The 20790-nt window shown below is 71.4% G+C and carries 20 protein-coding genes and 1 riboswitch; of the genes, 5 read left to right on the top strand and 15 right to left on the bottom strand.

Annotated features, from left to right (window positions below):
* Positions 1 to 61 precede the first annotated feature (61 nt).
* Positions 62 to 1327, top strand: coding sequence for a hypothetical protein (locus AAH979_RS09115; RefSeq protein WP_346257619.1), 1266 nt, complete (start codon positions 62 to 64; stop codon positions 1325 to 1327).
* Positions 1328 to 1405: 78 nt separating this feature from the next.
* Here the strand turns inward: AAH979_RS09115 and AAH979_RS09110 are convergent, their stop codons facing one another.
* Together AAH979_RS09110 and AAH979_RS09105 are read right to left on the bottom strand one after the other, a co-directional pair.
* Positions 1406 to 2551, bottom strand: coding sequence for a DUF5685 family protein (locus tag AAH979_RS09110; protein ID WP_346257618.1), 1146 nt, complete (start codon positions 2549 to 2551; stop codon positions 1406 to 1408).
* 61 nt (positions 2552 to 2612) lie between these two features.
* On the bottom strand, positions 2613 to 3791 hold the full coding sequence (locus tag AAH979_RS09105; protein WP_346257617.1) for a low temperature requirement protein A: 1179 nt from the start codon (positions 3789 to 3791) through the stop codon (positions 2613 to 2615).
* Positions 3792 to 3969: 178 nt separating this feature from the next.
* On the opposite strand from AAH979_RS09105, the gene AAH979_RS09100 reads away from it, so the two are divergent.
* Entirely contained in the window at positions 3970 to 5103 is a 1134-nt protein-coding gene (locus AAH979_RS09100; protein ID WP_346257616.1) for a serpin family protein, read from the top strand.
* Positions 5104 to 5138: 35 nt separating this feature from the next.
* On the opposite strand, the gene AAH979_RS09095 is transcribed toward AAH979_RS09100, so the two are convergent.
* The 6 genes from AAH979_RS09095 to AAH979_RS09070 all read right to left on the bottom strand — a co-directional run bounded on the left by AAH979_RS09095 (position 5139) and on the right by AAH979_RS09070 (position 11151).
* Positions 5139 to 5717, bottom strand: coding sequence for a gluconokinase (locus AAH979_RS09095; protein WP_346257615.1), 579 nt, complete (start codon positions 5715 to 5717; stop codon positions 5139 to 5141).
* The gene (gene manD, locus AAH979_RS09090; RefSeq protein WP_346257614.1) at positions 5707 to 6936 is read right to left on the bottom strand and encodes a D-mannonate dehydratase ManD; all 1230 of its coding nucleotides are present in this window, start codon (positions 6934 to 6936) and stop codon (positions 5707 to 5709) included. The genes AAH979_RS09095 and manD overlap by 11 nt, the downstream gene beginning before the upstream one ends.
* Positions 6937 to 6991: 55 nt before the next feature.
* Positions 6992 to 8140: a galactonate dehydratase gene (gene dgoD / locus AAH979_RS09085; protein ID WP_346257613.1), complete on the bottom strand. Its 1149-nt coding sequence runs from the start codon at positions 8138 to 8140 to the stop codon at positions 6992 to 6994.
* An 11-nt stretch (positions 8141 to 8151) separates the two neighbouring features.
* The gene (locus AAH979_RS09080) at positions 8152 to 8976 is read right to left on the bottom strand and encodes a carbohydrate ABC transporter permease (RefSeq protein WP_346257612.1); all 825 of its coding nucleotides are present in this window, start codon (positions 8974 to 8976) and stop codon (positions 8152 to 8154) included.
* Positions 8976 to 9902 (bottom strand): sugar ABC transporter permease, encoded by a 927-nt coding sequence (locus AAH979_RS09075; protein WP_346257611.1) that lies wholly within the window; start codon positions 9900 to 9902, stop codon positions 8976 to 8978. Before AAH979_RS09075 ends, AAH979_RS09080 begins: the two co-directional genes overlap by 1 nt.
* Before the next feature lie 70 nt (positions 9903 to 9972).
* Entirely contained in the window at positions 9973 to 11151 is a 1179-nt protein-coding gene (locus AAH979_RS09070) for a sugar ABC transporter substrate-binding protein (protein ID WP_346257610.1), read from the bottom strand.
* 243 nt (positions 11152 to 11394) lie between these two features.
* On the opposite strand from AAH979_RS09070, the gene AAH979_RS09065 reads away from it, so the two are divergent.
* Together AAH979_RS09065 and AAH979_RS09060 are read left to right on the top strand one after the other, a co-directional pair.
* The gene (locus AAH979_RS09065; RefSeq protein WP_346257609.1) at positions 11395 to 12156 is read left to right on the top strand and encodes an FCD domain-containing protein; all 762 of its coding nucleotides are present in this window, start codon (positions 11395 to 11397) and stop codon (positions 12154 to 12156) included.
* A gap of 162 nt (positions 12157 to 12318) precedes the next feature.
* Entirely contained in the window at positions 12319 to 13443 is a 1125-nt protein-coding gene (locus AAH979_RS09060; RefSeq protein ID WP_346257608.1) for a 5-methyltetrahydropteroyltriglutamate--homocysteine S-methyltransferase, read from the top strand.
* 36 nt (positions 13444 to 13479) lie between these two features.
* Here the strand turns inward: AAH979_RS09060 and AAH979_RS09055 are convergent, their stop codons facing one another.
* Both AAH979_RS09055 and AAH979_RS09050 read right to left on the bottom strand, forming a co-directional pair.
* A complete protein-coding gene (locus tag AAH979_RS09055) occupies positions 13480 to 13749 on the bottom strand; it encodes a hypothetical protein (protein ID WP_346257607.1) in 270 nt (89 codons plus the stop codon).
* A 76-nt stretch (positions 13750 to 13825) separates the two neighbouring features.
* The gene (locus AAH979_RS09050; RefSeq protein WP_346257606.1) at positions 13826 to 14107 is read right to left on the bottom strand and encodes a hypothetical protein; all 282 of its coding nucleotides are present in this window, start codon (positions 14105 to 14107) and stop codon (positions 13826 to 13828) included.
* A 7-nt stretch (positions 14108 to 14114) separates the two neighbouring features.
* A riboswitch (guanidine-III (ykkC-III) riboswitch) is annotated at positions 14115 to 14174 on the bottom strand.
* A 153-nt stretch (positions 14175 to 14327) separates the two neighbouring features.
* Here AAH979_RS09050 and AAH979_RS09045 point away from each other — a divergent pair.
* The gene (locus AAH979_RS09045; RefSeq protein WP_346257605.1) at positions 14328 to 15458 is read left to right on the top strand and encodes a magnesium and cobalt transport protein CorA; all 1131 of its coding nucleotides are present in this window, start codon (positions 14328 to 14330) and stop codon (positions 15456 to 15458) included.
* Between the two features lie 30 nt (positions 15459 to 15488).
* Here the strand turns inward: AAH979_RS09045 and AAH979_RS09040 are convergent, their stop codons facing one another.
* From AAH979_RS09040 to AAH979_RS09020, 5 genes are all read right to left on the bottom strand, one after another.
* Positions 15489 to 16649 carry a magnesium and cobalt transport protein CorA gene (locus tag AAH979_RS09040; RefSeq protein ID WP_346257604.1) on the bottom strand — a complete coding sequence of 387 codons (1161 nt, stop codon included), beginning with the start codon at positions 16647 to 16649 and terminating at the stop codon, positions 15489 to 15491.
* A 272-nt stretch (positions 16650 to 16921) separates the two neighbouring features.
* Positions 16922 to 17197 carry a ubiquitin-like small modifier protein 1 gene (locus AAH979_RS09035; protein WP_318397787.1) on the bottom strand — a complete coding sequence of 92 codons (276 nt, stop codon included), beginning with the start codon at positions 17195 to 17197 and terminating at the stop codon, positions 16922 to 16924.
* Between the two features lie 3 nt (positions 17198 to 17200).
* Positions 17201 to 18286 carry an exo-alpha-sialidase gene (locus AAH979_RS09030; RefSeq protein WP_346257603.1) on the bottom strand — a complete coding sequence of 362 codons (1086 nt, stop codon included), beginning with the start codon at positions 18284 to 18286 and terminating at the stop codon, positions 17201 to 17203.
* A 109-nt stretch (positions 18287 to 18395) separates the two neighbouring features.
* Positions 18396 to 19226, bottom strand: coding sequence for an isocitrate lyase/phosphoenolpyruvate mutase family protein (locus tag AAH979_RS09025; RefSeq protein ID WP_346257602.1), 831 nt, complete (start codon positions 19224 to 19226; stop codon positions 18396 to 18398).
* 60 nt (positions 19227 to 19286) lie between these two features.
* Positions 19287 to 20528: a sialidase family protein gene (locus AAH979_RS09020; protein ID WP_346257601.1), complete on the bottom strand. Its 1242-nt coding sequence runs from the start codon at positions 20526 to 20528 to the stop codon at positions 19287 to 19289.
* Positions 20529 to 20790 lie beyond the last annotated feature (262 nt).

Genomic DNA, 20790 nt, shown 5'->3' with positions numbered 1-20790 from the left:
TGATCTGATGCCCGGACGCGAAGAAGCTTCGATATGTCGATCAGACCTTTGGGGGTCGGAGATGTTCGGGTTCCGTCGACCCGCGTTCGCCGCGGCGCTGGCGTTCACGCTCGCCGCGACCGGCACGCTGTCGGGCATCGCCACCGCACCGGGTACGGCCACGGCGGCGCTGCCCACGGCCGCGGTCGCGCTCGGGGACAGTTTCGTCAGCGGCGAGGGGGCCGGCGGCTACCAGCCGGTGGTGGACGTGAACGGTACCCCGCAGAGCTTCCCCGGCTGGTCCGCGCCGAACAGCAACGCCTTCTTCTGCCACCGGTCCGCGAACGCCTCGCTGCACCAGGCGAACCTGCCCGGCATCTCGGCCCGGTTCAACCTCGCCTGCTCGGGCGGCCAGCCGTACGACATCGCCAACGCCTCCGCCGGCCGCACCAAGGGGCGTACGGTGGCGGCGCAGCTCGACCAGCTCCGGGCGGTGGCGCAGACCCACGACATCGACCTGGTGCTGCTCGGCCTCGGCTCCAACAACAGCTCGTTCACCTTCGGCGACGTCGCCTCGGACTGCGCCAACCGGTTCATCGCGGACGCCTGGACCGGCTGGTGGGAGTTCTGGGCGTACCTCGGCGGGCCGGTCGAGCAGGCGCCGTGTGCCGGCGACGACCTCGGCACCCCGGCCGAGTTCGCGGCGGCGACCGCCGAGACCACCAACGCGGTCCGGCACCTGCTGGCCACGCTGGACCAGGTCGACGCCGACGGGCAGCACCGGATCGTCTTCCAGGACTACACCAACCCGTTGCCGTTCGACTTCGAGTCGCGGTTCCACGAGGAGGACAGCCGGGACGACAGCCGGGACAAGTTCCGGGCCCTGGGCGCCGAGCGGTACGCGGCCGGCTGTCCCGTGCACCGGGCCAGCCTGGCCGCCGGGCATCTCTTCTCCACCGGTCTCGGCACCCTGGTCCAGTCGGTGCACGGCACCATGCGGGCCGAGTTCCCCGGCGACGACCTGGTCTATCTGAACGTGCAGCGGGCCTTCGACGGCGCCCGGCTCTGCGAGACCGGGTCCAGCCCGACCGGTGCGCTCGCCACCCCGATCCGGTTGCAGGACGGCCCGACCGGGGTCCCGGTGACCAGCCTCTCCGGCTACGACAAGATCGCCATCCAGCGGATCGCCAACGCCTGCGTCACGTACTTCCAGACCTGCCAGGAGTCCTGGCACCCGAACGCGGCCGGGCACGCGGTGCTCGGGCAGTGCCTCGCCGGTGCGGCGGCCACCCCGAACCGGGCCGTGGCCTGCGTCCGCTCCGGCACCGGGGCGATCAGCGTGGGCTGAGCCGCTCCGGCCCGTCCGACCGGTCGGGTCCGCACCGGCGCCGGGATCCCGGTGCGGCCCCGACCTCAGCTCCCCGGCTCAACAGCAGTCGCAGCAGTCGCAGCAACTGCCGCAATTGCTGCAACTGCCGCAGTCGCAGTGCCTCGTGCACCAGCACCGGTCGCCGCAGTTGCTGCGGCGGTGCTTGCTCCAGCGCGGCTGCCACAGCCCGCAGGTGCAGGTGGTGAGCACGCAGGCGCCCCCTCTCACCAGCGGTGCGCCGCAGCCGTCCGGCCTCGGCTCCGGGCGCCCGACCGGATGTCCCGCCGGCTGTGCCGACCGGCCGTGCGGGACGAGCGGCAACCCGTGGTCGGCGCCGGGACGGCCCGCCAGCGCGAAGGTCCGCTCGATGGCGTCGGCGACCTCGCGGTCGAGCAGTGCCCGGACCAGCCTCCGGTCCCGCAGCTCCAGGTCGGCCAGGGCCAGCCGCAGGCCGTGGTGCGCGTCCTCGCACAACCGGCGCGCCTGCGCCAGGTCGGTGCCGCTGGCCCGCAGCGGGTTGAACGCGCCCCGCACGGCGTCGTCGGCGTGGTCCTCGACCGCGTCGAGCAGGTGTGCGATCCGGCCGAAGTACCGGCCCACCTCGGCCAGCCCGGCGGCGTTGCCCGGCCGGCCGGCCAGCGTCGCGGTGTGCGCGAAAGCGGCCGCCACGGCGGTCTCGGTCGGCTCGGTGGCGACCAGCACCGGCACACCCGGGACGACCCTCGACTCCAGTTCGGCCTGCCGGGCCAGCGCGGCGAAGAGCACGCCGGTGTCGAAGCCCACCCCGCTGCCGGTCCGGGCACCGGCCTCGGCCCACCCGTCGGCCAGCCGGCCGGCGACCCCGGCGAGAGCGGGGACCCGCAACGCGCCGTCCCGGTCGGCGACGTGGTCGCGGGTCTTCCCGGCGGCGAGGACCAGCGATACGGCGGCGGCCAACCGGGCGCCGGGATCGGCCGAGGAGAGCACCGAGGCACGCTGGAAGCCGCGCAGTGCGCACGGCGCCGCCGGACGGTACGGGGCAGGTGCCGCGCGCTGCGCCTCCAGGAGTACGGAGATCAGCAGGCCGTCGTAGTTGGTGGCCAGCCGGGCCCGGTGCCCGTGTTCGTCCCGCAGGGTCAGGCAGAGCCCGCAGAGGTGGCCGAGCCAGGCGGTGTGCAGCTTTCCACACATCCGGTGCCGGCACGGCCGTACGACCCCGAACATGGCGCCTCCCAGATCGATCCGGCTGCTGCGGCAGCGTAGCGACCCGGCGCACCTCGCAGGATCAGGACCGGGTGGACCTGCGACCCGGCCAGCGCCAACTCCTCGACCGGGCGGCGTCGGAGAGCGCCACGCCGACCAGGACAGCGCCGGTGAAGCCGGCCACCGCGACCGGGGCCAGCGGCAGGAACGCCGGTGCCGTGCCGACCAGCACCACCAACCAGACCAGCCGGGACCAGGAGAACTTGCCGAACAGCTCGTACTCGAAGACGGTGCGGCCGATCAGGAACAGGGTGGGTCCGCCGACGATCACGGCGACCACGCCGAGCCCGGCCCGGGTGCGGGACTGGCCGGTCAGCAGCTCGAATCCGGTGGCGGTGGCGACGATGCCGGCCACCATGCACAGGTGGGTGTACGGCGCCCACCGGGTGGCCCGGCGCGGCCCCTTGTCGATCGCCACCTGGAGGAGCACTCCCGCCCGGTAGACGTAGATCTGCCAGAGCAGCAGCATGGTGACGAAGGCCAGCAGCAGGATGCCCATCCGTCCGGCGTTGGGCCCGCTCCGGCCGCTGAGCAGCAGCGGCACCAGGATGATGTCGCCGAGCGCCAGGATGACGAACTGCTGGTAACGCTCGCCGAGGTGCTCGCTCGCCTTGTCGTACTGGTCCAGCGGGACCCGGCCGAGCCACGGTGTCGGATAGCGCAGCGCGCCGCCGACGGCGTCGATCAGCAGGGCGACGGCCCAGAGCGCGAGGCGGGTCGAGGCCGGCAGGAAGGCGCCGGCCAGCCAGAGCGCCCCGGAGAGCACGAACCAGAAGAGGAACCGGGCCGCCCGGATCTGGGCCTGATGCCTGCGGAGGACGGCTATCAGCACGAAGCCGCGGACCAGGTGGATCGCGACGTACATCCCGGCGAAGAGCCAGCCGAGCGCCGAGAACGCCAGCGGGATGCTCGCCGTCATCACGACGCTGCCGAGCATCGCCCAGGCGACGATCACCTGGATCTTGGGCTCCTCCGGGTTGTAGAAGTCGGTGAGCAGGGCGGTGATGGACCAGATCCACCAGACCGCCATCAGCAGCACCAGTACCTCTGCCGCGGCGGTCCAGGTCACCTGCTCGGTCAGCCGCATCGAGAGCAGGGCGAGTGCCGCGACGTAGATCACGTCGAGCAGCAGTTCCAGCAGGGTGGCCCGCTTCGGTGCCTCGGGATGGCGCAGCAGTCTGCGCGTCTCGTCGCTCGCCATCGAGCTGCCGTCCCACTCCCCGCCGTCCCGACCGCTACCTTCTCCTACCAACGCGAACGATCGACGGGCGGGTTGGACGTAACCCGGCCGCACGGCACAGGCACGAAGACCGGGGGATGGGTCGGATGAGGCATCGCACCGAAGAGACGGCGACGAGTGGGCGCGGCGGGGTGCCGGGATGAGTACCGAGGCGGCGAACGCGCTCACCGCGCGCTGGGCAGCCCGGCTGGACGGCCGGCAGACGGTCTTCTCCGGCGCGGGCGTCTATCCGCTGCTGGCCCTGCTCGCGCCGTACGCCGACGGCCCGGCCCGGGCGGAGCTGCACGCCGTCGCCGGCACCCCGACCCGGTACGCCCTCACCGGCTCGCCGACCACCTCGCTGGCGATGGCCGTCTGGTCCCGCCACGACCTGCCGTTGACCGACCGGTGGCTCGCCGCCGTGCCGGAGTCGATGCGCGGGCAGCTCACCGGCGACCCCGGCACCGACCAGTCGGTCCTGGACGGCTGGGCGGCCCGGCACACCGACGGACTGATCCCGGCGATGCCGGTGCGGGTCAGCCAGGAGACCCGACTCCTGCTCGCCAGCGCCCTGCTGGTGCTGACCACCTGGGCGGAACCGTTCGCGGAGGGCCGGATCCGGCCGCAGGCCGGCCCGTGGCAGGACCGCGACCTCACCGGCCTGCACCGGAGCACCCGGGACCTGGCCGTGCTGCGGGTCGCCGGCACCGAGGCCGGGCCGGTGACGTTGCTGACCGTACGCGGCAGCGAGGACGTCGACGTGGTGCTCGTGCTCGGCGGGCCGGACCGGACGGCGGCACAGGTGCTGCCGGCCGCGGTCACCGCGCTCCGGCCCGGCCCGTCGCTCGCCGTCACCGCCGGCCCGGGGGTCACCGAGGAGGTGGTGACCGCCCTCGACGACCAGCCCGAGCTGTGGGTCTCCACCGTCCGGTTCACCGTCGCGGGCGACCACGACCTGCTGGAGCACGCCGAGTTGTTCGGGCTGCGCAGCGCCACGGACTCCGGCCGGGGCCACTTCCCGGGCATCAGCCCGGAGCCGCTGGCGGTCTCGGCGGCCCAGCAGAGCGCGGTGGCGACGTTCGGTCCGCAGGGCTTCAAGGCGGCCGCCGTCACCGCCGTCGGGATGAGGGCCGGCTCGGTGCCACCGCAGCCGACCAGCCGGAAGCGCCGGGTACGGGCAACCTTCGACCGGCCGTTCGGCTTCCTCGCCGTGCACCGGGGCAGCGGCCTGGTGCTGGTCGCCGGCTGGGTCACCGACCCCGACCTCTACCAGCGCCCCACCTGGGGCTACTGACCACGCCCGGCCTCGGTCGGGCGTGGCGTGGTTGGTCAGCCGCTCGGGCGACCGGCCCGGCGGGGCAGGTCGAGGCCCTCGACCGCGGCCTCGACCAGTTCCTCCGGCGTCGCGGCGACGTCGAGGGTGAGGACCCGCTCGTCCGGTCCCGGCCGTTCCAGCGTGGCGATCTGCGAGTCGAGCAGGCTGGCCGGCATGTAGTGCCCGGCCCGCCGGGAGATCCGTTCCCGGATCACCTCCGCCGACCCGTCCAGGAAGACGAAGTCGACGCTCGGCGGCCCCTGCCGGAGTACGTCCCGGTAGGAGCGCCGCAGCGCCGAACAGGCCAGCACCGTGGAGACACCCTCGGCGGCGCGTTGGGCCATCCAGCCGGCGAGCTCGCGCAGCCAGGGCCAGCGGTGGCCGTCGTCGAGCGGTACCCCGGCCCGCATCAGCTCCACATTGGACTCGGGATGGAACTCGTCCGCCTCGGCGAAGGTCAGCCCGGTCACCGCGCTGATCCCCTCGGCCACGGTGGTCTTGCCCGACCCGGAGACGCCCATCACCACCACGTGCCGGGTGGACCAGACCGGCCCGCCGCCGTGCGACGGGCCGGAGCCGCCGTCACCAGTCATGGACGGTGCCGTCCTTGAGCCGGTTGAACGGCAGGTACGCCGGCTGGTACGGGAAGCGGGCCGCCGCCTCCTCGTCGAGTTCCACCCCCAGGCCGGGTTGCTCACCGGGGTGCAGGTATCCGTCGGTGAAGGTGAACGACTGCCGGAACACCTCGTCGGTCAACGGACCGTGCCGCATGTACTCCTGGATGCCGAAGTTGTGGATCGCCAGGTCCAGGTGGAGCGCGGCGGCCATCCCGACCGGGGAGATGTCGGTCGGCCCGTGAATCCCGGACTTGATCTGGTATTGCGCGGCGAAGTCGAGCAGCTTGCGCATCGCGGTGATCCCGCCGGTGTGCGTGACGGCGGACCGGACGTAGTCGATCAACTGCTCGCGGATCAGCGTCTGGTAGTCCCAGACCGTGTTGAAGACCTCGCCGATCGCCAGCGGGGTGGTGGTGTGCTGCCGGACCAGCCGCAGTGCCTCCTGGTTCTCCGCCGGGGTGCAGTCCTCCAGCCAGAACAGGTCGTACGGCTCCAGCGCCTTGCCCAGCTTGGCGGCCTGGATCGGGGTCATCCGGTGGTGACCGTCGTGCAGCAGCGGCAGCTCCGGGCCGAACTCGTTGCGGACCGCCTCGAAGACCGTCGGCAGGTGCCGCAGGTAGGCCCGGGTGTCCCAGTCCTCCTCGGCCGGCAGCGGGATGCGCTGCGCCGGCTCGTAGTCGTAGCGTTTGCCGTCGACGCTGGGCTGGGCGGCGACCCCGTAGACCGCGTTGATGCCGGGGACCGCGGTCTGCACCCGGATCGACCTGAAGCCGAGTTCCAGGTGGTGCCGGATCGAGTCGAACAGCTCCGGGATGTCCCGGCCGGAGGCGTGCCCGTACGCCATGATCCCGGTCCGGGACGCCCCGCCGAGGAGCTGGTAGAGCGGCATCCCGGCGGCCTTCGCCAAGATGTCCCAGAGCGCCACGTCGACGGCGGCGATCGCGGCCATGGTGACCGGCCCGCGCCGCCAGTACGCCGAGCGGTAGAGGAACTGCCAGGTGTCCTCGATCCGGTGCGGGTCCCGCCCGATCAGCAGCGGTACGACGTGGTCGGCCAGGTAGGAGGCGACGGAGAGCTCCCGCCCGTTCAGGGTGCCGTCGCCCAGCCCGGTGATCCCCTCGTCAGTGGTGATCTTCAGCGTGACGAAGTTGCGGTCCGGACTGGAGACGATCACGTCCGCGGCGACGATCTTCACGACATGCCTTTCTGCGCTGGGGTGGTGGACGGGAGCGGCGGGCCGACGGGTCGGCTCACCACTCCGCGAAGGAGCCGTCGGGGTGCCGCCAGACGGGACCGCGCCAGCTGTGCCCGCGCTGGTCCGCCCGGCGTACCGCATTCTCGTCGATCTGGATGCCGAGACCGGGACCGGTGAGCCGGGCGATGTGCCCGTCGGCGAACCCGAACGGCGTCCGGTCCACCAGGTAGTCCAGCACCTCGGCGTCGGCGTTGTAGTGGATCCCGATGCTCTGCTCCTGGATCAGGTAGTTCGGGGTCGCGAAGCCGACCTGGAGGCAGGCGGCCAGCGCGATCGGCCCGAGCGGGCAGTGCGGGGCGAGCTGCACGTCGTACACCTCGGCCAATGCGGCGATCTTACGGACCTCGGTGATCCCGCCGGCATGCGACAGGTCCGGCTGGGCGACCGCGATGCCGGCCTGGAGCGCCGGCAGGAACTCCTGCCGGCTGTAGAGCCGCTCTCCGGTGGAGACCGGGGTGCTGGTCGACCGGACGAACTCGCCGAGCAGGTGCGAGTTCTCCGGTACGACCGGCTCCTCCAGGAAGAACGGCCGGAACGGCTCCAGCAGCGGGGCGACCCGGCGGGCGTTGGCCAGGGTGAACCGGCCGTGGAAGTCGACCGCGACGTCCCGGTGCTCGCCGAGCACCTCCCGGGCGGCGGCCACCCGGCGGACCACCCCGTCGAGTTCGGCCACCGAGGCGACCGGGCCCATCCGGCCGGACGCGTTCATCTTGACCGCGGTCAGCCCCGCCGCCACCTGCGCGGCGATGTGCTCGGCGACCTCGCCCGGCTCGTCACCGCCGACCCAGCCGTACACCCGGATCCGGTCCCGGACCGGGCCGCCGAGCAACTGGTGCACCGGAGCATCGAAGTGCTTGCCGGCGATGTCCCAGAGCGCCTGGTCGAGTCCGGAGACCGCGCTGGCCAGGATCGGGCCGCCCCGGTAGAACGACCCCTTGGTCATCACCTGCCAGTGGTCCTCGATCCGCAGCGCGTCCTGGCCGATCAGCAGCTCGCTGAGCTGGTGCACGGCGGTGCGTACCGTCTCGGACCGGCCCTCGCAGGTCGCCTCGCCCCACCCGACGGTGCCGTCGGCGGTCTCGATGCGGACGAAGAGCCACCGGGGCGGGACGAGGAAGGTCTCCACCCGCTCGATCTTTGTCACGGCGTCCGCCCTCAGCCCTTGGTGGCCCCGGCGGTGAGGCCGGAGACGACGTACTTCTGCACGAAGAGCGCGATCAGCATGATCGGCAGGGTGACCACCGTGGACGCGGCCATCAGGCCGCCCCAGTCGATGCTCGCGTAGCCGACGAAGTCGAAGATCGCCACCGGCAGGGTCTTGGTGTCGGCGCCGGAGAGCACCAGGGCGAACATGAAGTTGTTCCAGGAGAAGATGAAGGACAGGATGCCGGCGGTCGCGATGCCCGGCGCGGAGAGCGGCAGCGTGATCCGCCGGAACGCCCCGATCGGGGTGAGCCCGTCCACCTGCGCCGACTCCTCCAGCTCCAGCGGCAGGCCGTCGAAGAAGCCCATCAGGATGTAGACCACCAGCGGCAGCGAGACGAACATGTGGCTGAGGATCAGCACGGTGAAGCCGCCGACCAGCCGCAGGTTGGAGAAGACGTAATACCACGGCACCAGCAGCGAGACGCCGGGGATGACCCGGGCCATCAGCACCACCAGGGCCGACTTCTTCATGTTGAACCGGCTCATGGCATAGGCGGCCGGCACGCCCAGGATCAGCGACAGCACGGTGGCCGCGAACGCCACCCAGAGGCTGTTGCCGATGAACTGGAGGTAGTTCGCCTGATCCAGGACCTTGGTGTAGTTGTCCAGCACCGGCGTGAACGCGAACGCCTTGCTGGAGTCGTAGATGTCGACGTTGGTCTTGAACGAGGCGGCGACCATCCAGAGCAGCGGGGCGATCAGCGAGACCACCACCACGGCCAGGGCCATCGCCCGGAAGACCTGGTACGGGGTACGACGCTTGCGGCGGGCCATCAGAGTGCGCCCTTCTTGCGACGGGACGTCAGCGCCCACATCGAACCGATGATGATCAGGAAGAAGATGATGAGCACGGTCGACGAGATGCCGTACTCGTTGTAGTCGAAGCTCAGCCCGTACGCGTACACGTTCAGCGTCTCGACCTCGTGGAACGAGCCGCCGCCACGCCCCTTGGTGGCGTACAGGATGTCGAAGGTCTTCAGCGCGTCGATGCCGCGCAGCAGGATCGCCACGATCACCGTCGGCATCAGCAGCGGCAGGGTGACGTGCCGGAACCGCTGCCAGGCGCTCGCCCCGTCCACCCGGGCCGCCTCGTCCGGCTCGTTGGACAGCGAGGTCAGCCCGGCCAGCAGGATCAGCACCACCATCGGGGTCCACTGCCAGATGTCGATGAAGATGGTGGTCGGCAGCGCGCTGTGCTGGCCGGCCAGCCAGGGCTGCGGGCCGATCCCGACCCAGCCGAGGATCTGGTTGGCCATCCCGATGTTCGGGTCGAAGATGAGCCGCCACATCATGCCGACCGCGACCGGGGTGGCGACCAGCGGCAGCAGGATCGCCACCCGGACCCACCGCTCACCGCGGAACGGCCGCCACAGCAGCAGCGCGACCGCCATGCCGAGGACGATCTCGAAGGTCAGCGCGACCCCGGTGAAGCCGACCGTACGCAGCACGGCGGGCCAGAACCGGTCGGTGTCCGAGAGCACCTCGAGGTAGTTCGCGAACCCGATGAACTCGGACTCGGCCCGTACCGACCCCTCGGCGTCGGTGAGGCTGAGGTAGATCGTCCAGGCCAACGGGAAGATGATCAGCGCACCGACGAACGTCATGGCCGGTGCCGCGAAGAGCCACTTGCGGTGGTTGTTCGCCCAGCGGGTCCAGCCGGTCAGTTCGCCGGACGGCTGGGGGGATGCCAGAGATGCCATGGGGTGGTCTTTCCGGGTCGGCGGATCCAGGGGCGGGGTGACGGATCGCTCCGCCACCCCGCGCGATGGCCTACTTCTCGTCGTCGAGGAGCTTCTGGAACGCCTCGTTCGCGGTGGCGGCCGAGCCGGCCACGTCCTTGCCGGTGATCGCGTCCACGATCGGCTGGCCGACCAGTTCCCGAGCCTCGGCCACCTTCACGACCAGCGGCCGGTCGTGACCAACGCCGTTCTCGGTGCTGATCTTGATGGCGTCCGCCAGGTCCTTCGGGTAGGTCGCGATGCCCTCCGGGTTGGCCCAGACCGAGGCACGGGCCCCCGGCACGCCACCCTTCTGCTGCGCCAGCGTCTGGTCCTTGCCGGCCGCCCACTGGATGAACTTCCAGGCGTTGCTCTGGTTCTCCGAGCCCTCGTTGATGCCGAGCGCCCAGGACGGGATGTTGTACGGCTTGGAGCCGGCCGGACCGGCCGGGAACGGCGCGAACCCGACGGTGTCGGAGACCTTGGACTTGGCCGGGTCGGTGGCGTTCTTGTAGAGCGAGTTCGCCTCGGTGTAGAAGGCCGCCTTGCCCTGGGTGAAGATGGCCATCGCCTCGGACCAGCTCATGTCGGTGCTGATGTTCGCCGGCCCATGGTCCTTGAGCAGCCCGCCGTAGTACGCGTACGCCTGCTTGGCCTGCTCGGTGTTGACGCTGGCCTTGCCGCTGGCGTCGACGAAGTCGCCGCCGAAGCTGAACAGGAAGCTGGAGAACTGGGTGACCGCGGCGGCCTTGCCGGTCCGGGCCACGAAGCCGGCGGTACCCGGGTTGTCGGCCTCGACCTTGGCCGCCATCGTCTTCAGCTCGTCCAGCGTCTTCGGCGGTGCGGTGAAGCCGGACTTCTGCAGCAGGTCCTTGCGGTAGTAGAGGACCTCCTGCTCGGTGATGATCGGGATACCGACCAGCTTCTCCTCGTAGGTGGTGGCCTGCACCGGCGGGGCCTGGAAGTCGGCGAAGTCGAACGCCGAGTCCCCCTTGGCCTTGTCGGTCAGGTCGGTCAGGTAGCCGTTCTTGGCGAAGAGCTTCCCCTCCTGGAGGGGCCGGTACATCATCACGTCGATGTCGCTGGAGCCGGCGTTCAGCTTCACGTTGTACTGATCGGAGAGCTGGTCCTCGCCGAGCTGGGTGACCTCGACCTTCAGTCCGGACTGCTGCTCGAACTCCGGTAGCGCCTTCTTTATGTTTTCCGTCCAGACGTGGTTCACCAGCGTCACGCGCAGCGTGTTCGACCCGCCACTGTCATCGCCGCCGCCTCCGCAGGCGGACAGGCCGAGGGCAGCCACCACGGCCAGAGATGTTCCGATTACCGAGCGACGTAACACGTCCATCTCCCCTTCCCTCGCGGCGACCCGCCGTTGGGGCGCCGCCCGCGGACTCCTACGTCCGCCTAATGCCGGATGCTAGGCCGATAAACCTGACTTAAGCAATACCAGGGTGCTCACTGATAGGCTTTATTTATGGCCACGCCGTCACCAGAGGTCGCGTCTGTCCGGCTCGACCCCGCCGAGCCCGGGCTGCACGCCCGGCTGCTCGATCAACTAGGTACGGCCGTCTGCGCCGGCCAGCTCGCCCCCGGCTCCGTGCTCTACATCGACGATCTGGTCGAGCAGTACGCCGTCTCCCGGTCGGTGGTCCGGGAAGTGCTGCGGGTGCTGGCCTCGATGGGGCTGGTGGAGTCCCGCCGCCGGGTCGGCACCCTGATCCGGGCCGCGCGCGACTGGAACGTCTTCGACCCCCAGGTGATCCGCTGGCGGCTCGCCTCGGCCGGCCGGATCGCCCAGCTCCGCTCCATCACCGAGCTGCGTACCGCGGTCGAGCCGCAGGCCGCCTCGCTCGCCGCGCTGCGGGCGACCCCGCAGGAGGCCAGCGAGCTGGTCGGGCTCGCCGCGAAGATGTGGGCGGCGGGCAAGGCCGGGGACGAGGCCGAGTTCCTCCGGCTCGACATCGAGTTCCACCGGCAGGTGCTGGTCGACTCCGGCAACGAGATGTTCGTCAAGCTGCACGAGCTGGTCGCCGAGGTGCTGGCCGGCCGCCACCACTACGACCTGATGCCGCACTATCCGCACGAGGAGGCGCTGCAACTGCACGCCGACGTCGCCCAGGCGATCCAGCGGCACGACGGCGAGCGGGCCAAGACCGCGATGGTGCACATCATGGAGCAGGCCATGACGGAGATGAGTGCCATCTGGGCGCAGAGCGGGCCCGATCCCGTCTCCTGAACCGCTTTCCGCCGGCCGGCGAGCGGGCCCGCGCGGAGGTACGGTCTCTAGATCATCAATGCCGGCGCGGCGGACTATGGTTGGCCGGATCGTGCCGTCGCGGTACGTGGCGCCGGCGTGTGCCGACCGAGAGCCCGCGTACCAGGAACAGAGGGGACCACCATGGACGCATCCTCCCGCCCGCCGTTCCGCGCCGACCACGTCGGCAGCCTGCTGCGACCCGCGCGGCTGCTGACCGCCCGGGCCGACCGGGCCGCCGGGAAGATCTCCGCCGCCCAGTTGCGCGCCGTCGAGGACGACGCGATCCGCGAGGTGGTACGCCTCCAGGAGAGCATCGGGCTGCGTACCGCCACCGACGGCGAGTTCCGGCGTACCTCCTGGCACATGGACTTCATCTACCAGCTCGGCGGTATCGACCCGGCCGACGAGAAGCTGACCGTGCAGTTCTTCAACGAATCCGGAAAGCTGGAGTTCCAGTCGGCGGCGCTGCGGGTGCACGACCGGGTGAGGTTGACCGACACCATCTTCGGCGACGCGTTCACCTTCCTGAAGCAGCAGGTCACGACGGGCACCCCGAAGCTCACCATCCCGTCGCCGAGCATGGTGCACTACCGGGGCGGCCGGGCCGCCATCGACACCGCCGTCTATCCGGACCTGGACCAGTTCTGGGCCGACCTGAGCGCCGCCTACGCCGAGCAGGTGCGCCGGCTTGCCGACCTCGGCTGCAGCTACCTCCAGTTCGACGACACCAGCCTGGCGTACCTGAACGACCCCCGGCAGCGGGAGATGGTGGCCGCCCAGGGTGGCGACCCGGAGCACCAGCACGAGCGCTACATCCGGCAGATCAACGCCTCGCTGGCCGGGCGGCCGGCGGGCCTGTCGGTGACCACCCACATGTGCCGGGGCAACTTCCGGTCCTCCTGGGCCGCCGAGGGCGGCTACGACTTCGTCGCCGAGGCGCTCTTCAGCCAGCTCGACGTCGACGGCTTCTTCCTGGAGTACGACGACGAGCGCTCCGGCGACTTCGCGCCGCTGCGGTTCGTCCCGCCGGGCAAGAAGGTGGTGCTCGGCCTGGTCACCACCAAGCGGGGTGAGCTGGAGAGCAAGGATGCCCTCAAGCGCCGGATCGACGAGGCGGCCCGCTACGTCCCGCTGGAGCAGCTCTGCCTCTCGCCGCAGTGCGGCTTCTCCTCGACGGTGGAGGGGAACGCGCTGACCCAGGAGGAGCAGGTGGCGAAGCTGCGGCTGATCGTGGAGACCGCCCAGGAGGTCTGGGGCGGCAACTGAGCCCCCGCCGTACCGCCCGCCCGGCCGGGCCGCTGGTCAGCCCGGCCGGGCGAACCCGCCCCGCGGGGCGATGATTTCCAGGTTGGTGCCGTCCGGGTCGGTGAAGTACGCGACCTCGGTGCCGGCCACGTCGGGCGGCGACACCTCCTCGGTGCGGAACGTGTACGCCGGGCCGAGGAAGTCGAGCCCGGCCGGCGCCCGGTAGAAGGCGACCGAGCGGTCCAGGTCGGAGACGGACATCCCGACGTGCGCGGCGGTGTCGAGCCCGATCGTCCCGGCCGACGGATCCGGTACGGCGTTGGCCATCGCGCCTCCTCCCGACGAACCGGCACCCCGGGGTGGCTCTTCCCGGCCCGGCGGGGCGCAAACCGGGCCGGCACGATCAGGGGTGCAGGCCGGGCCGGTCCGCAGGCTGCCCGCCGGGCCGGTCCCGGGCGGGCAGCCGGGCCAGCGAGACGGCGGAGATGATTGCCCAGCTCGCCTCCAGGAGCAGGAAGCCCCACGATCGGTGCAGCAGGGCGATCACCGCCAGCACGGTCGAGCCGGCGACGTTCAGCAGCAGATAGCGGGCGGAATGCGGGGAGAGTCGGCGGGTCTGGGCGGCGGTGAAGGCCGACAGGATCAGCAACGAACCGACGATTTCGATGACATCGACAGCAGTCATGGGTTTCTGCGCGCCGTCTTTGCGGGGCCGGGTACGGCAGCGCTCTCGTCCGGGGCGGTCGCATGATGGCGCCGCCTGATGATCGAGAATAGCTCGGCGGCGCGCCGGACCGGCCGGGAGGTGCGGAACCTCACCGGCGGGCGGCACCCGGGACCGGCCGGGTGGCCGGCGGATGGTTCGATGCACGCCAGCGACCGCACGCGGGAAGGGGCACACGCCGATGGCGGGGTACGAACGGGACGCGGCTGCGGCCGGCACCCGGGCCAGGTGGGTGGCGCCGGTCCGCCGGGCAATCGCCCGGATGCTCAACCCCGACGGCCTCTCCGCCGGGTACGTCCCGGCGCAGCGCGGCCAGGAGACCGACCGGATCGTGGACTGCGCGGCGTACCTCGACGGTCGCCGGTTGCCGGGCCGGCCCGACTACCGGGCGGCGTTGGCGGCGGCGCGCCGGGGGCGCGGGTTCGTCTGGCTGGGGCTGCACGACCCGGACGAGGCGGACTTCGCGCCGATCGCCCAGGCGTTCGGCCTCGACGAGCTGGTCGCCGGGCACGCGCTCAACCGGGAGCACCGGCCGGCGGTGGAGCGCTACGACCAGGTGACGGTGATCGTGCTGCGCACGACCCGGTACGTCGAGCACACCGAGCTGACCGAGACCTCCGAGGTGGTGGAGACCGGGGCGGTGACGGTGTTCGTCGGTCCCCGATTCGTGATCACCGTCCGGCATGGCGCACCCGGTGCGCTCCGGCCGGTCCGGGCCGACCTGGAGGCCCGGCCCACCCTGCTGGCGCTCGGCCCGTGGGCGGTCGCCTACGCGGTCTGCGACCAGCTCGTCGGCTCGTACGTCCAGGTGGCCACCGCCGTGGAGGCCGACGTCGACGCGGTGGAGGAGCAGGTCTTCGCCCCGCGTACGGCCCGGGACCGGATCGCGCACATCTACCAGCTCAAACGGGAGCTGATGGAGTTCAAGCGGGCGGTCGCACCGTTGCAGCGGCCGTTCGCCGCGCTGCTCGACGACCGGGAACTGCCCCGGCCCGTGGTCCGCTACTTCCGGGACGTGCACGGCGTACTGTCCCGCACGGTGGAGCGGGTGACCGCCTACGACGACCTGCTGAACTCGGTCCTCCAGGCCCGGCTGGCCCAGGTCTCGGTGGACCAGAACAACGACATGCGCAAGATCGCGGCATGGGCGGCGATCTTCGCGGTGCAGACCTTCATCGCCGGCATCTACGGGATGAACTTCGAGTTCATCCCGGGGCTGAAAGCGGCGAACGGCTTCTGGGTGGTGCTGCTGGTGATGCTGGTCCTGGCGGTCTTGATGCACCGGGGCTTCCGGCGCAACAACTGGCTGTGAGCGAGGCGGCGCCGCGGCGGCCCGGGCCGGTCAGAGCCAGTCGCGGCGCTTGAAGATCACGAAGAGGGTGGTGCAGACCACCAGCATCAGGAAGAGCGCGAACGGGTAGCCGAGCGTCCAGTGCAGCTCGGGAATGTGGTCGAAGTTCATCCCGTAGACCGTGCCGATCACCGTCGGCGCGAAGAGGATCGCGGCCCAGGCGGAGATCCGCTTGATCTCCTCGTTCTGCGTGTAGCTGGCCACGGTCAGGTTCTTGACCTCCTCGTTCTGCGACTGTGACACCAGCGTGGCGTTCAGGGTGAGGATGTCCGCCAGGATCTGCCGGAACTCGTTGACCCGCTCGGAGGCGGTGGTGGCGTGGTCGGCCACGTCGCCCAGGTAACGCCGCAACTCCTCGTCGGTGCCGTACTTCTCGAAGCCTGCGGTGAGCCCCTGGAGGATGTCCAGCAGCGGCCGGGTGGCCCGCTGGAACTCGATCACCTCACGGGACAGCTCGTAGATCCGCCGGCTCACCCGGGGATCACCGCCGAAGACCTCGGTCTCGATCTCGTCGATGTCGTTCTGCAGCCCGCCGACCACCGGGGCGTACCCGTCGACCACGCTGTCCAGGATCGCGTACAGCACCGCCTCCGGGCCGCGCCGCAGCAGGTCGGGGTCGTTCTCCATCCGGCGGCGTACGGCGGTCAGGTCGGGTGCCTGCCCGTGCCGTACGGTCAGCACGAAGTTGGCCCCGACGAAGATGTGCACCTCGCCGAAGTCCACCTCCTCGCGCTCGTCGAGGTAGCGGGCGGCCCGGAGCACCACGAAGAGGGTGTCGCCGTAGCGTTCGAGCTTCGGCCGCTGGTGCGCGACGATGGCGTCCTCGACGGCGAGCTCGTGCAGCCCGAACTCCTCGGCGACGGTGAGCAACTGCCCCTCGGTCGGCCGGTACAGGCCGATCCACGCCATCGTCCCGGGATGCTCCCGCAGCCGCTGGCAGGTCTCGGCGAGGTTCGGCGGGCCGTCGACCCGGTGACCGTCCCGGTAGATCGCGGAGGTGACCACACTCTCCTCCGCGGGAGGCGCCTCGGTGCCCTCCTCGGCCGCCCGCGGATCCATCGACAGCTCCGGGGGCGACTGCGGATATCGGTCCTGCGAGCGGCGCAGTGCCCGCTTCGCGGGACGGAGGGCGCGCGAACGCCAGTCGGACATGGGCAGCCTCCACAACGAAGACGTCGAGCGACACGTGCGGGGACCCCACGAAAGAGTGGATCACGTAACCGGTCGACGGCCCACGCCGGGCCGCTGTCCCATCCCACGCCCGCCCCTGGCCGAGGACGACCAACCGCCGGCCAACAGCACGGAAACGTTGACCAACCCCCACCGTAGGCGGCGCCGCGCACCTTCGCACCCCGAGTCGCGGACAACGCCGGCCCGGTGGTCCCGGTCGGCTGCCGACCGGAACCACCCGGGGGCGGGGCCGGTCAGCCCCCGGCGACGGAGGGGATGACCTGGATCTCCGCGCCGTCCGGGACCGCCGTGTCGAGGCCGCCGGTCTGCCGGCAGTCCTCGCCGTCGACGTACACGTTGACGTATCGGCGCAGTTGGCCCTGCTCGTCCCGGATCCGCCGGATCAGCCGCGGCCACTCGGCGCCCACCTCGTCGAGCACGGCGCGGAGGGTGCCCGCCGCGGCGACGTCGAGCCGGCCCGCGCCGGCCGTCTCCCCGCGCAGTGCGGCGGGCACGACGACGGTGACCATCGCTCAGACCTCCGCGGCCCGGACGCAGAGCACGTCGGGCAGGTGGGCGGCGACCAGCGACCACGAGTCGCCCTCGTCGCGGCTGGCGTAGACCTCGCCCGAGCGGGTGCCGAAGTAGACCCCGGCCGGGTCGGCGTCGTCGACGCACATGGCGTCGCGCAGCACGGCGGGGTAGTAGGGGCCGGTCGGCAGCCCGTCGGTCAGCGGCTGCCAGGTGTCACCCGCGTCGGTGGAGCGGAAGACCCGGCAGCGCCGGTCGACGGGGAAGCGTTCCCCGTCCGCGACCAGCGGAAAGGTGTAGATGGTGTCGCCACGGTGCGGATGGGCCACCATCGGGAAGCCGAAGTCGCTGGGCAGGCCGTCGGCGATCGACCGCCAGCTCACCCCGCCGTCGGTGGACCGGTAGACGCCGTGGTGGTTCTGTGCGTAGAGCTTTTCGGGGTCGACCGCGTCCCGGGCGACCTTGTGCACACACTGCCCGAACTCGGGCCACTCGTCCGGCATGAAGTAGGCCCGGATGCCGGTGTTCTGCGGGCGCCAGCTCGCACCCGCGTCGCCGGTGCGGTAGACGCCGCCGGTCGACATCGCGACCAGGATCTGCGCCGGATCGGCCGGGTGCGGCAGCACCGTGTGGATCGCCTGGCCGCCGAACCCGGCGTCCCACTGCTCGCGGTGCGGGTGGTCCCAGAGCGGGCGGACCATCTCGTAGGAGATGCCGCCGTCGACCGACCGGAACAGCGCCGAGGGCTGGGTGCCGGCGTAGACCACGTCGGGCTGGTCGGCCGGGCCAGGGGTGAGCTGCCAGACCCGCTCCAGGCTGGCTCCGGTGCCGTCCGGGAACGCGACGGGCGGCTCCGCCGGCTCCTGCCAGGAGGCGCCGAGGTCGTCGCTGGTCGCGACGCTGGGGCCGAAGTGTGAACTGGTCACCCCGGCGAGCAGCCGGGGGGTGGCCCGCCGCTTGTCCACGGCGACCGAGTAGACCCCGGTCATCGCGAAGTGCGGCCCGCTGACCTGCCAACTCTTGCGGTCGTCGCTGCTGGTGGCGAGGAAGAGGCCCTTGCCGGTGCCGATCGCCAACAAGGCGGTCATGGTCATCCCTCCGATCGGACGTGCGCCGTCGATGTCCGCCGGCCAGTATGCCGAGCGGCACCGACAAAAAGGCAGCTCGGACGCCCGTGGCGTGGGATCCGCGACCCCGTTACGGCCAGAGCGCGTTGACCCGGGGGTAGCTGAGTACCTCCGTGCCGAAGCCGAAGGTGCCGGTCTCCCGGATCTCCCGGGCCGCGTCCACGAAGGCGGTCAGCGCCGCCCGGGCCAGGGTCGAGCCGACGCTGACCCGGCGTACGCCGCAGTCGGCGAGCATCGCGACCGTCACCCCGGGGGCGCCGCCGGCCAGCGCGTTGACCGGTTTGTCCACCGCCGCGCAGACCGAGCGGACGGCGTCCAGGTCCGGCAGCCCCGGTGCGTAGAGCACGTCGGCGCCGGCGGCGGCGTAGGCCCGGAGCCGGCGGATGGTGTCGGGCAGGTCGGCCCGGCCGTAGAGGAAGTTCTCCGCCCGAGCGGCCAGGGTGAACGGAAACGGGAGAGTCCGGGCCGCTGCCACCGCCGCCTCGACCCGGCGTACCGCCTCGTCCAGGGGGCGGATCGGATCGGCGGGATCGCCGGTGGCGTCCTCGATCGACCCGCCGACGGCACCCGCCTCGGCGGCGAGCCGGATAGTCTCGGCCACCTCGGCCGGGCTGTCGCCGAATCCGCTCTCCAGGTCGGCCGCCACCGGCAGCGGGGTGGCCTCGGCGATCATCCGGACGTTCCGCAACGTCTCCGCCCGGCTGACCAGGTTGGCGCCGTCGCGCTGGCCGAGCGCGAAGGCCAGCCCGCCGCTGGTGGTGGCGAGCGCGGGAAAGCCGAGCTGGGCGAGTACCCGGGCACTGCCGGCGTCCCACGGATTGGGGAGTACGAAGGTCGGCCCCTCGTGCAGCCGGCGGAAGGTGACCGCCCGGCGGTACTGGTCGGCGGCGTCCAGAGTCATCGGATCATCCTCTCCGCCGGCCAGTCTAGGTACCCCGTCCTCCCCGCGCCCCTCCCGCCGTCACTCCGGTGTGCCGTTGAGCATCCACGGCAGGTTGAACTTGCGGAACACGATCGACCGCCGCGAGGTGTCGCTGGCGGCGGTGTTCTCGTTCACCTCGACCAGTGCCCCGACGAAGTAGTCGGCGGTCTTGGCCATGCTCGAATAGCCACCCTCGGCGACGCTGCCGCCGCCCAGCCCCGGCCAGGACGGCAGCGGCGCGTCGGCGAGCCGGCGGTAGACCGGCCAGGTCCGGGCCTCGTCGTAGCTGATCCGCACGGTCATCCTGGTGCGGGTCTCGGTGCTCGCCGAGTTGAGGAAGACGATCCGGGTCGGCGAGTCGAGGTTGTACCGCAGGATGGAGCCCTGGGCGCGCGGATCCAGCAACGTCTGGTCCGGCGCGAAGGTGCCGAAGCCGCCCTCGATCGTCCCGCGCGCCACCCAGCGGCGCTTCGCGCCCTCCCAGACCGCGCCGACGGCCCGGTCGTTGCGCATCAGCCGGCCGTCGGTCAGCTCCAGCACGGTGCCCTCGCTGGTGCCCTCCTGGGCGGCGCCGGTGCTGGTGGTGATGCGCTGCACCTTCCAGGTGGCCCCGTGGTCGTCGCTGTAGATGTTGCGGTGCAACGCGGGAATCACCAACCGGCCGGTGGAGGTCTGCACGCCGACGCCCGGACCCATCGCGTCCCACGCCCAGGTTCCGCCGCCGGCGAGCGTCCTCGGCTTGAGCGTGGCGGTCAGGTCCACCGGATCGGTCCAGTTCCGGCCGTCGTCGGCGCTGCTGCTGACGTACACCTTGCGGTGTTCCCAGGCGGTGATCCGGGTGGTGCCGTCGTCGCCGTTCTGGCTGTAGCCCGCCGGGTTCCAGGACATGAAGAGCCAGATCCTGCCGTTGCTGGAGTCGACGACGGCGGTCGGGTTGCCCCAGGTGCCCTGTCCAGCCCCGACCACCTCGTCCAGCGCCGACCAGGTGGCGCCGTTGTCCGTCGAACGCTTGTAGACCAGGTTGATGTTGCCCCAGTCCCGGTTGTTCGACGCCCGGCCCTCGGCGAACGCGATCAGGGTGTTCGCCTTCGTCCGCACCAGCGACGGGATCCGGAAGGAGTGGTAGGTGATGCCGTTGAGGGACTCGCCGCCGCCGTCGAAGAGCAGCCGCTCGCTGTGCGCGGCCGGTGCGGCCGCGGCGGGTCCGCCGGCCGGCGCCACCGACAGGCCGAGCAGCAGCCCACCGACCAGTACTCCGGCCGTCCTCGCTCGCCAGGACATCGGTACCTCCTCGCCGCCGGTCCGCGTCAGACCAGCAGGTCCTCGTCGTAGATGCTGGCCAGCCGGTTCGGCGCGCCCTGGGAGGCGAAGCCGAAGCAGAGCCGGGCCGTGTTCAGCTCCGCCGCACCGGCCATGCCCGCACCTCCGTGCGTAGTTAAATACCTACATCTATCGCTTGGTTTGAGAAAGAAACTGCCATACCGTCTCGGTCACCGCAAGGTCTCCGTACGGCATCGGTCGATCTTCCGCTCGGGCCGGGCTG

The organism is Plantactinospora sp. ZYX-F-223 (genome assembly GCF_039649625.1).
Classification (GTDB): Bacteria; Actinomycetota; Actinomycetes; order Mycobacteriales; family Micromonosporaceae; genus Plantactinospora.
This window is presented reverse-complemented; position numbering and strand designations above follow the sequence as displayed.

Coding starts and splice junctions, on each gene's coding strand:
- AAH979_RS09030 (WP_346257603.1), bottom strand. CDS start 18,286: ATGACCGCCTTGTTGGCGATCGGCACCGGCAAGGGCCTCTTCCTCGCC.
- AAH979_RS09060 (WP_346257608.1), top strand. CDS start 12,319: ATGGACGCATCCTCCCGCCCGCCGTTCCGCGCCGACCACGTCGGCAGC.
- AAH979_RS09025 (WP_346257602.1), bottom strand. CDS start 19,226: ATGACTCTGGACGCCGCCGACCAGTACCGCCGGGCGGTCACCTTCCGC.
- AAH979_RS09075 (WP_346257611.1), bottom strand. CDS start 9,902: ATGGCATCTCTGGCATCCCCCCAGCCGTCCGGCGAACTGACCGGCTGG.
- AAH979_RS09105 (WP_346257617.1), bottom strand. CDS start 3,791: ATGGCGAGCGACGAGACGCGCAGACTGCTGCGCCATCCCGAGGCACCG.
- AAH979_RS09115 (WP_346257619.1), top strand. CDS start 62: ATGTTCGGGTTCCGTCGACCCGCGTTCGCCGCGGCGCTGGCGTTCACG.
- AAH979_RS09050 (WP_346257606.1), bottom strand. CDS start 14,107: ATGACTGCTGTCGATGTCATCGAAATCGTCGGTTCGTTGCTGATCCTG.
- AAH979_RS09045 (WP_346257605.1), top strand. CDS start 14,328: ATGGCGGGGTACGAACGGGACGCGGCTGCGGCCGGCACCCGGGCCAGG.
- AAH979_RS09055 (WP_346257607.1), bottom strand. CDS start 13,749: ATGGCCAACGCCGTACCGGATCCGTCGGCCGGGACGATCGGGCTCGAC.
- AAH979_RS09110 (WP_346257618.1), bottom strand. CDS start 2,551: ATGTTCGGGGTCGTACGGCCGTGCCGGCACCGGATGTGTGGAAAGCTG.
- AAH979_RS09065 (WP_346257609.1), top strand. CDS start 11,395: ATGGCCACGCCGTCACCAGAGGTCGCGTCTGTCCGGCTCGACCCCGCC.
- AAH979_RS09080 (WP_346257612.1), bottom strand. CDS start 8,976: ATGGCCCGCCGCAAGCGTCGTACCCCGTACCAGGTCTTCCGGGCGATG.
- AAH979_RS09040 (WP_346257604.1), bottom strand. CDS start 16,649: ATGTCCGACTGGCGTTCGCGCGCCCTCCGTCCCGCGAAGCGGGCACTG.
- AAH979_RS09035 (WP_318397787.1), bottom strand. CDS start 17,197: ATGGTCACCGTCGTCGTGCCCGCCGCACTGCGCGGGGAGACGGCCGGC.
- AAH979_RS09100 (WP_346257616.1), top strand. CDS start 3,970: ATGAGTACCGAGGCGGCGAACGCGCTCACCGCGCGCTGGGCAGCCCGG.
- AAH979_RS09020 (WP_346257601.1), bottom strand. CDS start 20,528: ATGTCCTGGCGAGCGAGGACGGCCGGAGTACTGGTCGGTGGGCTGCTG.
- AAH979_RS09095 (WP_346257615.1), bottom strand. CDS start 5,717: ATGACTGGTGACGGCGGCTCCGGCCCGTCGCACGGCGGCGGGCCGGTC.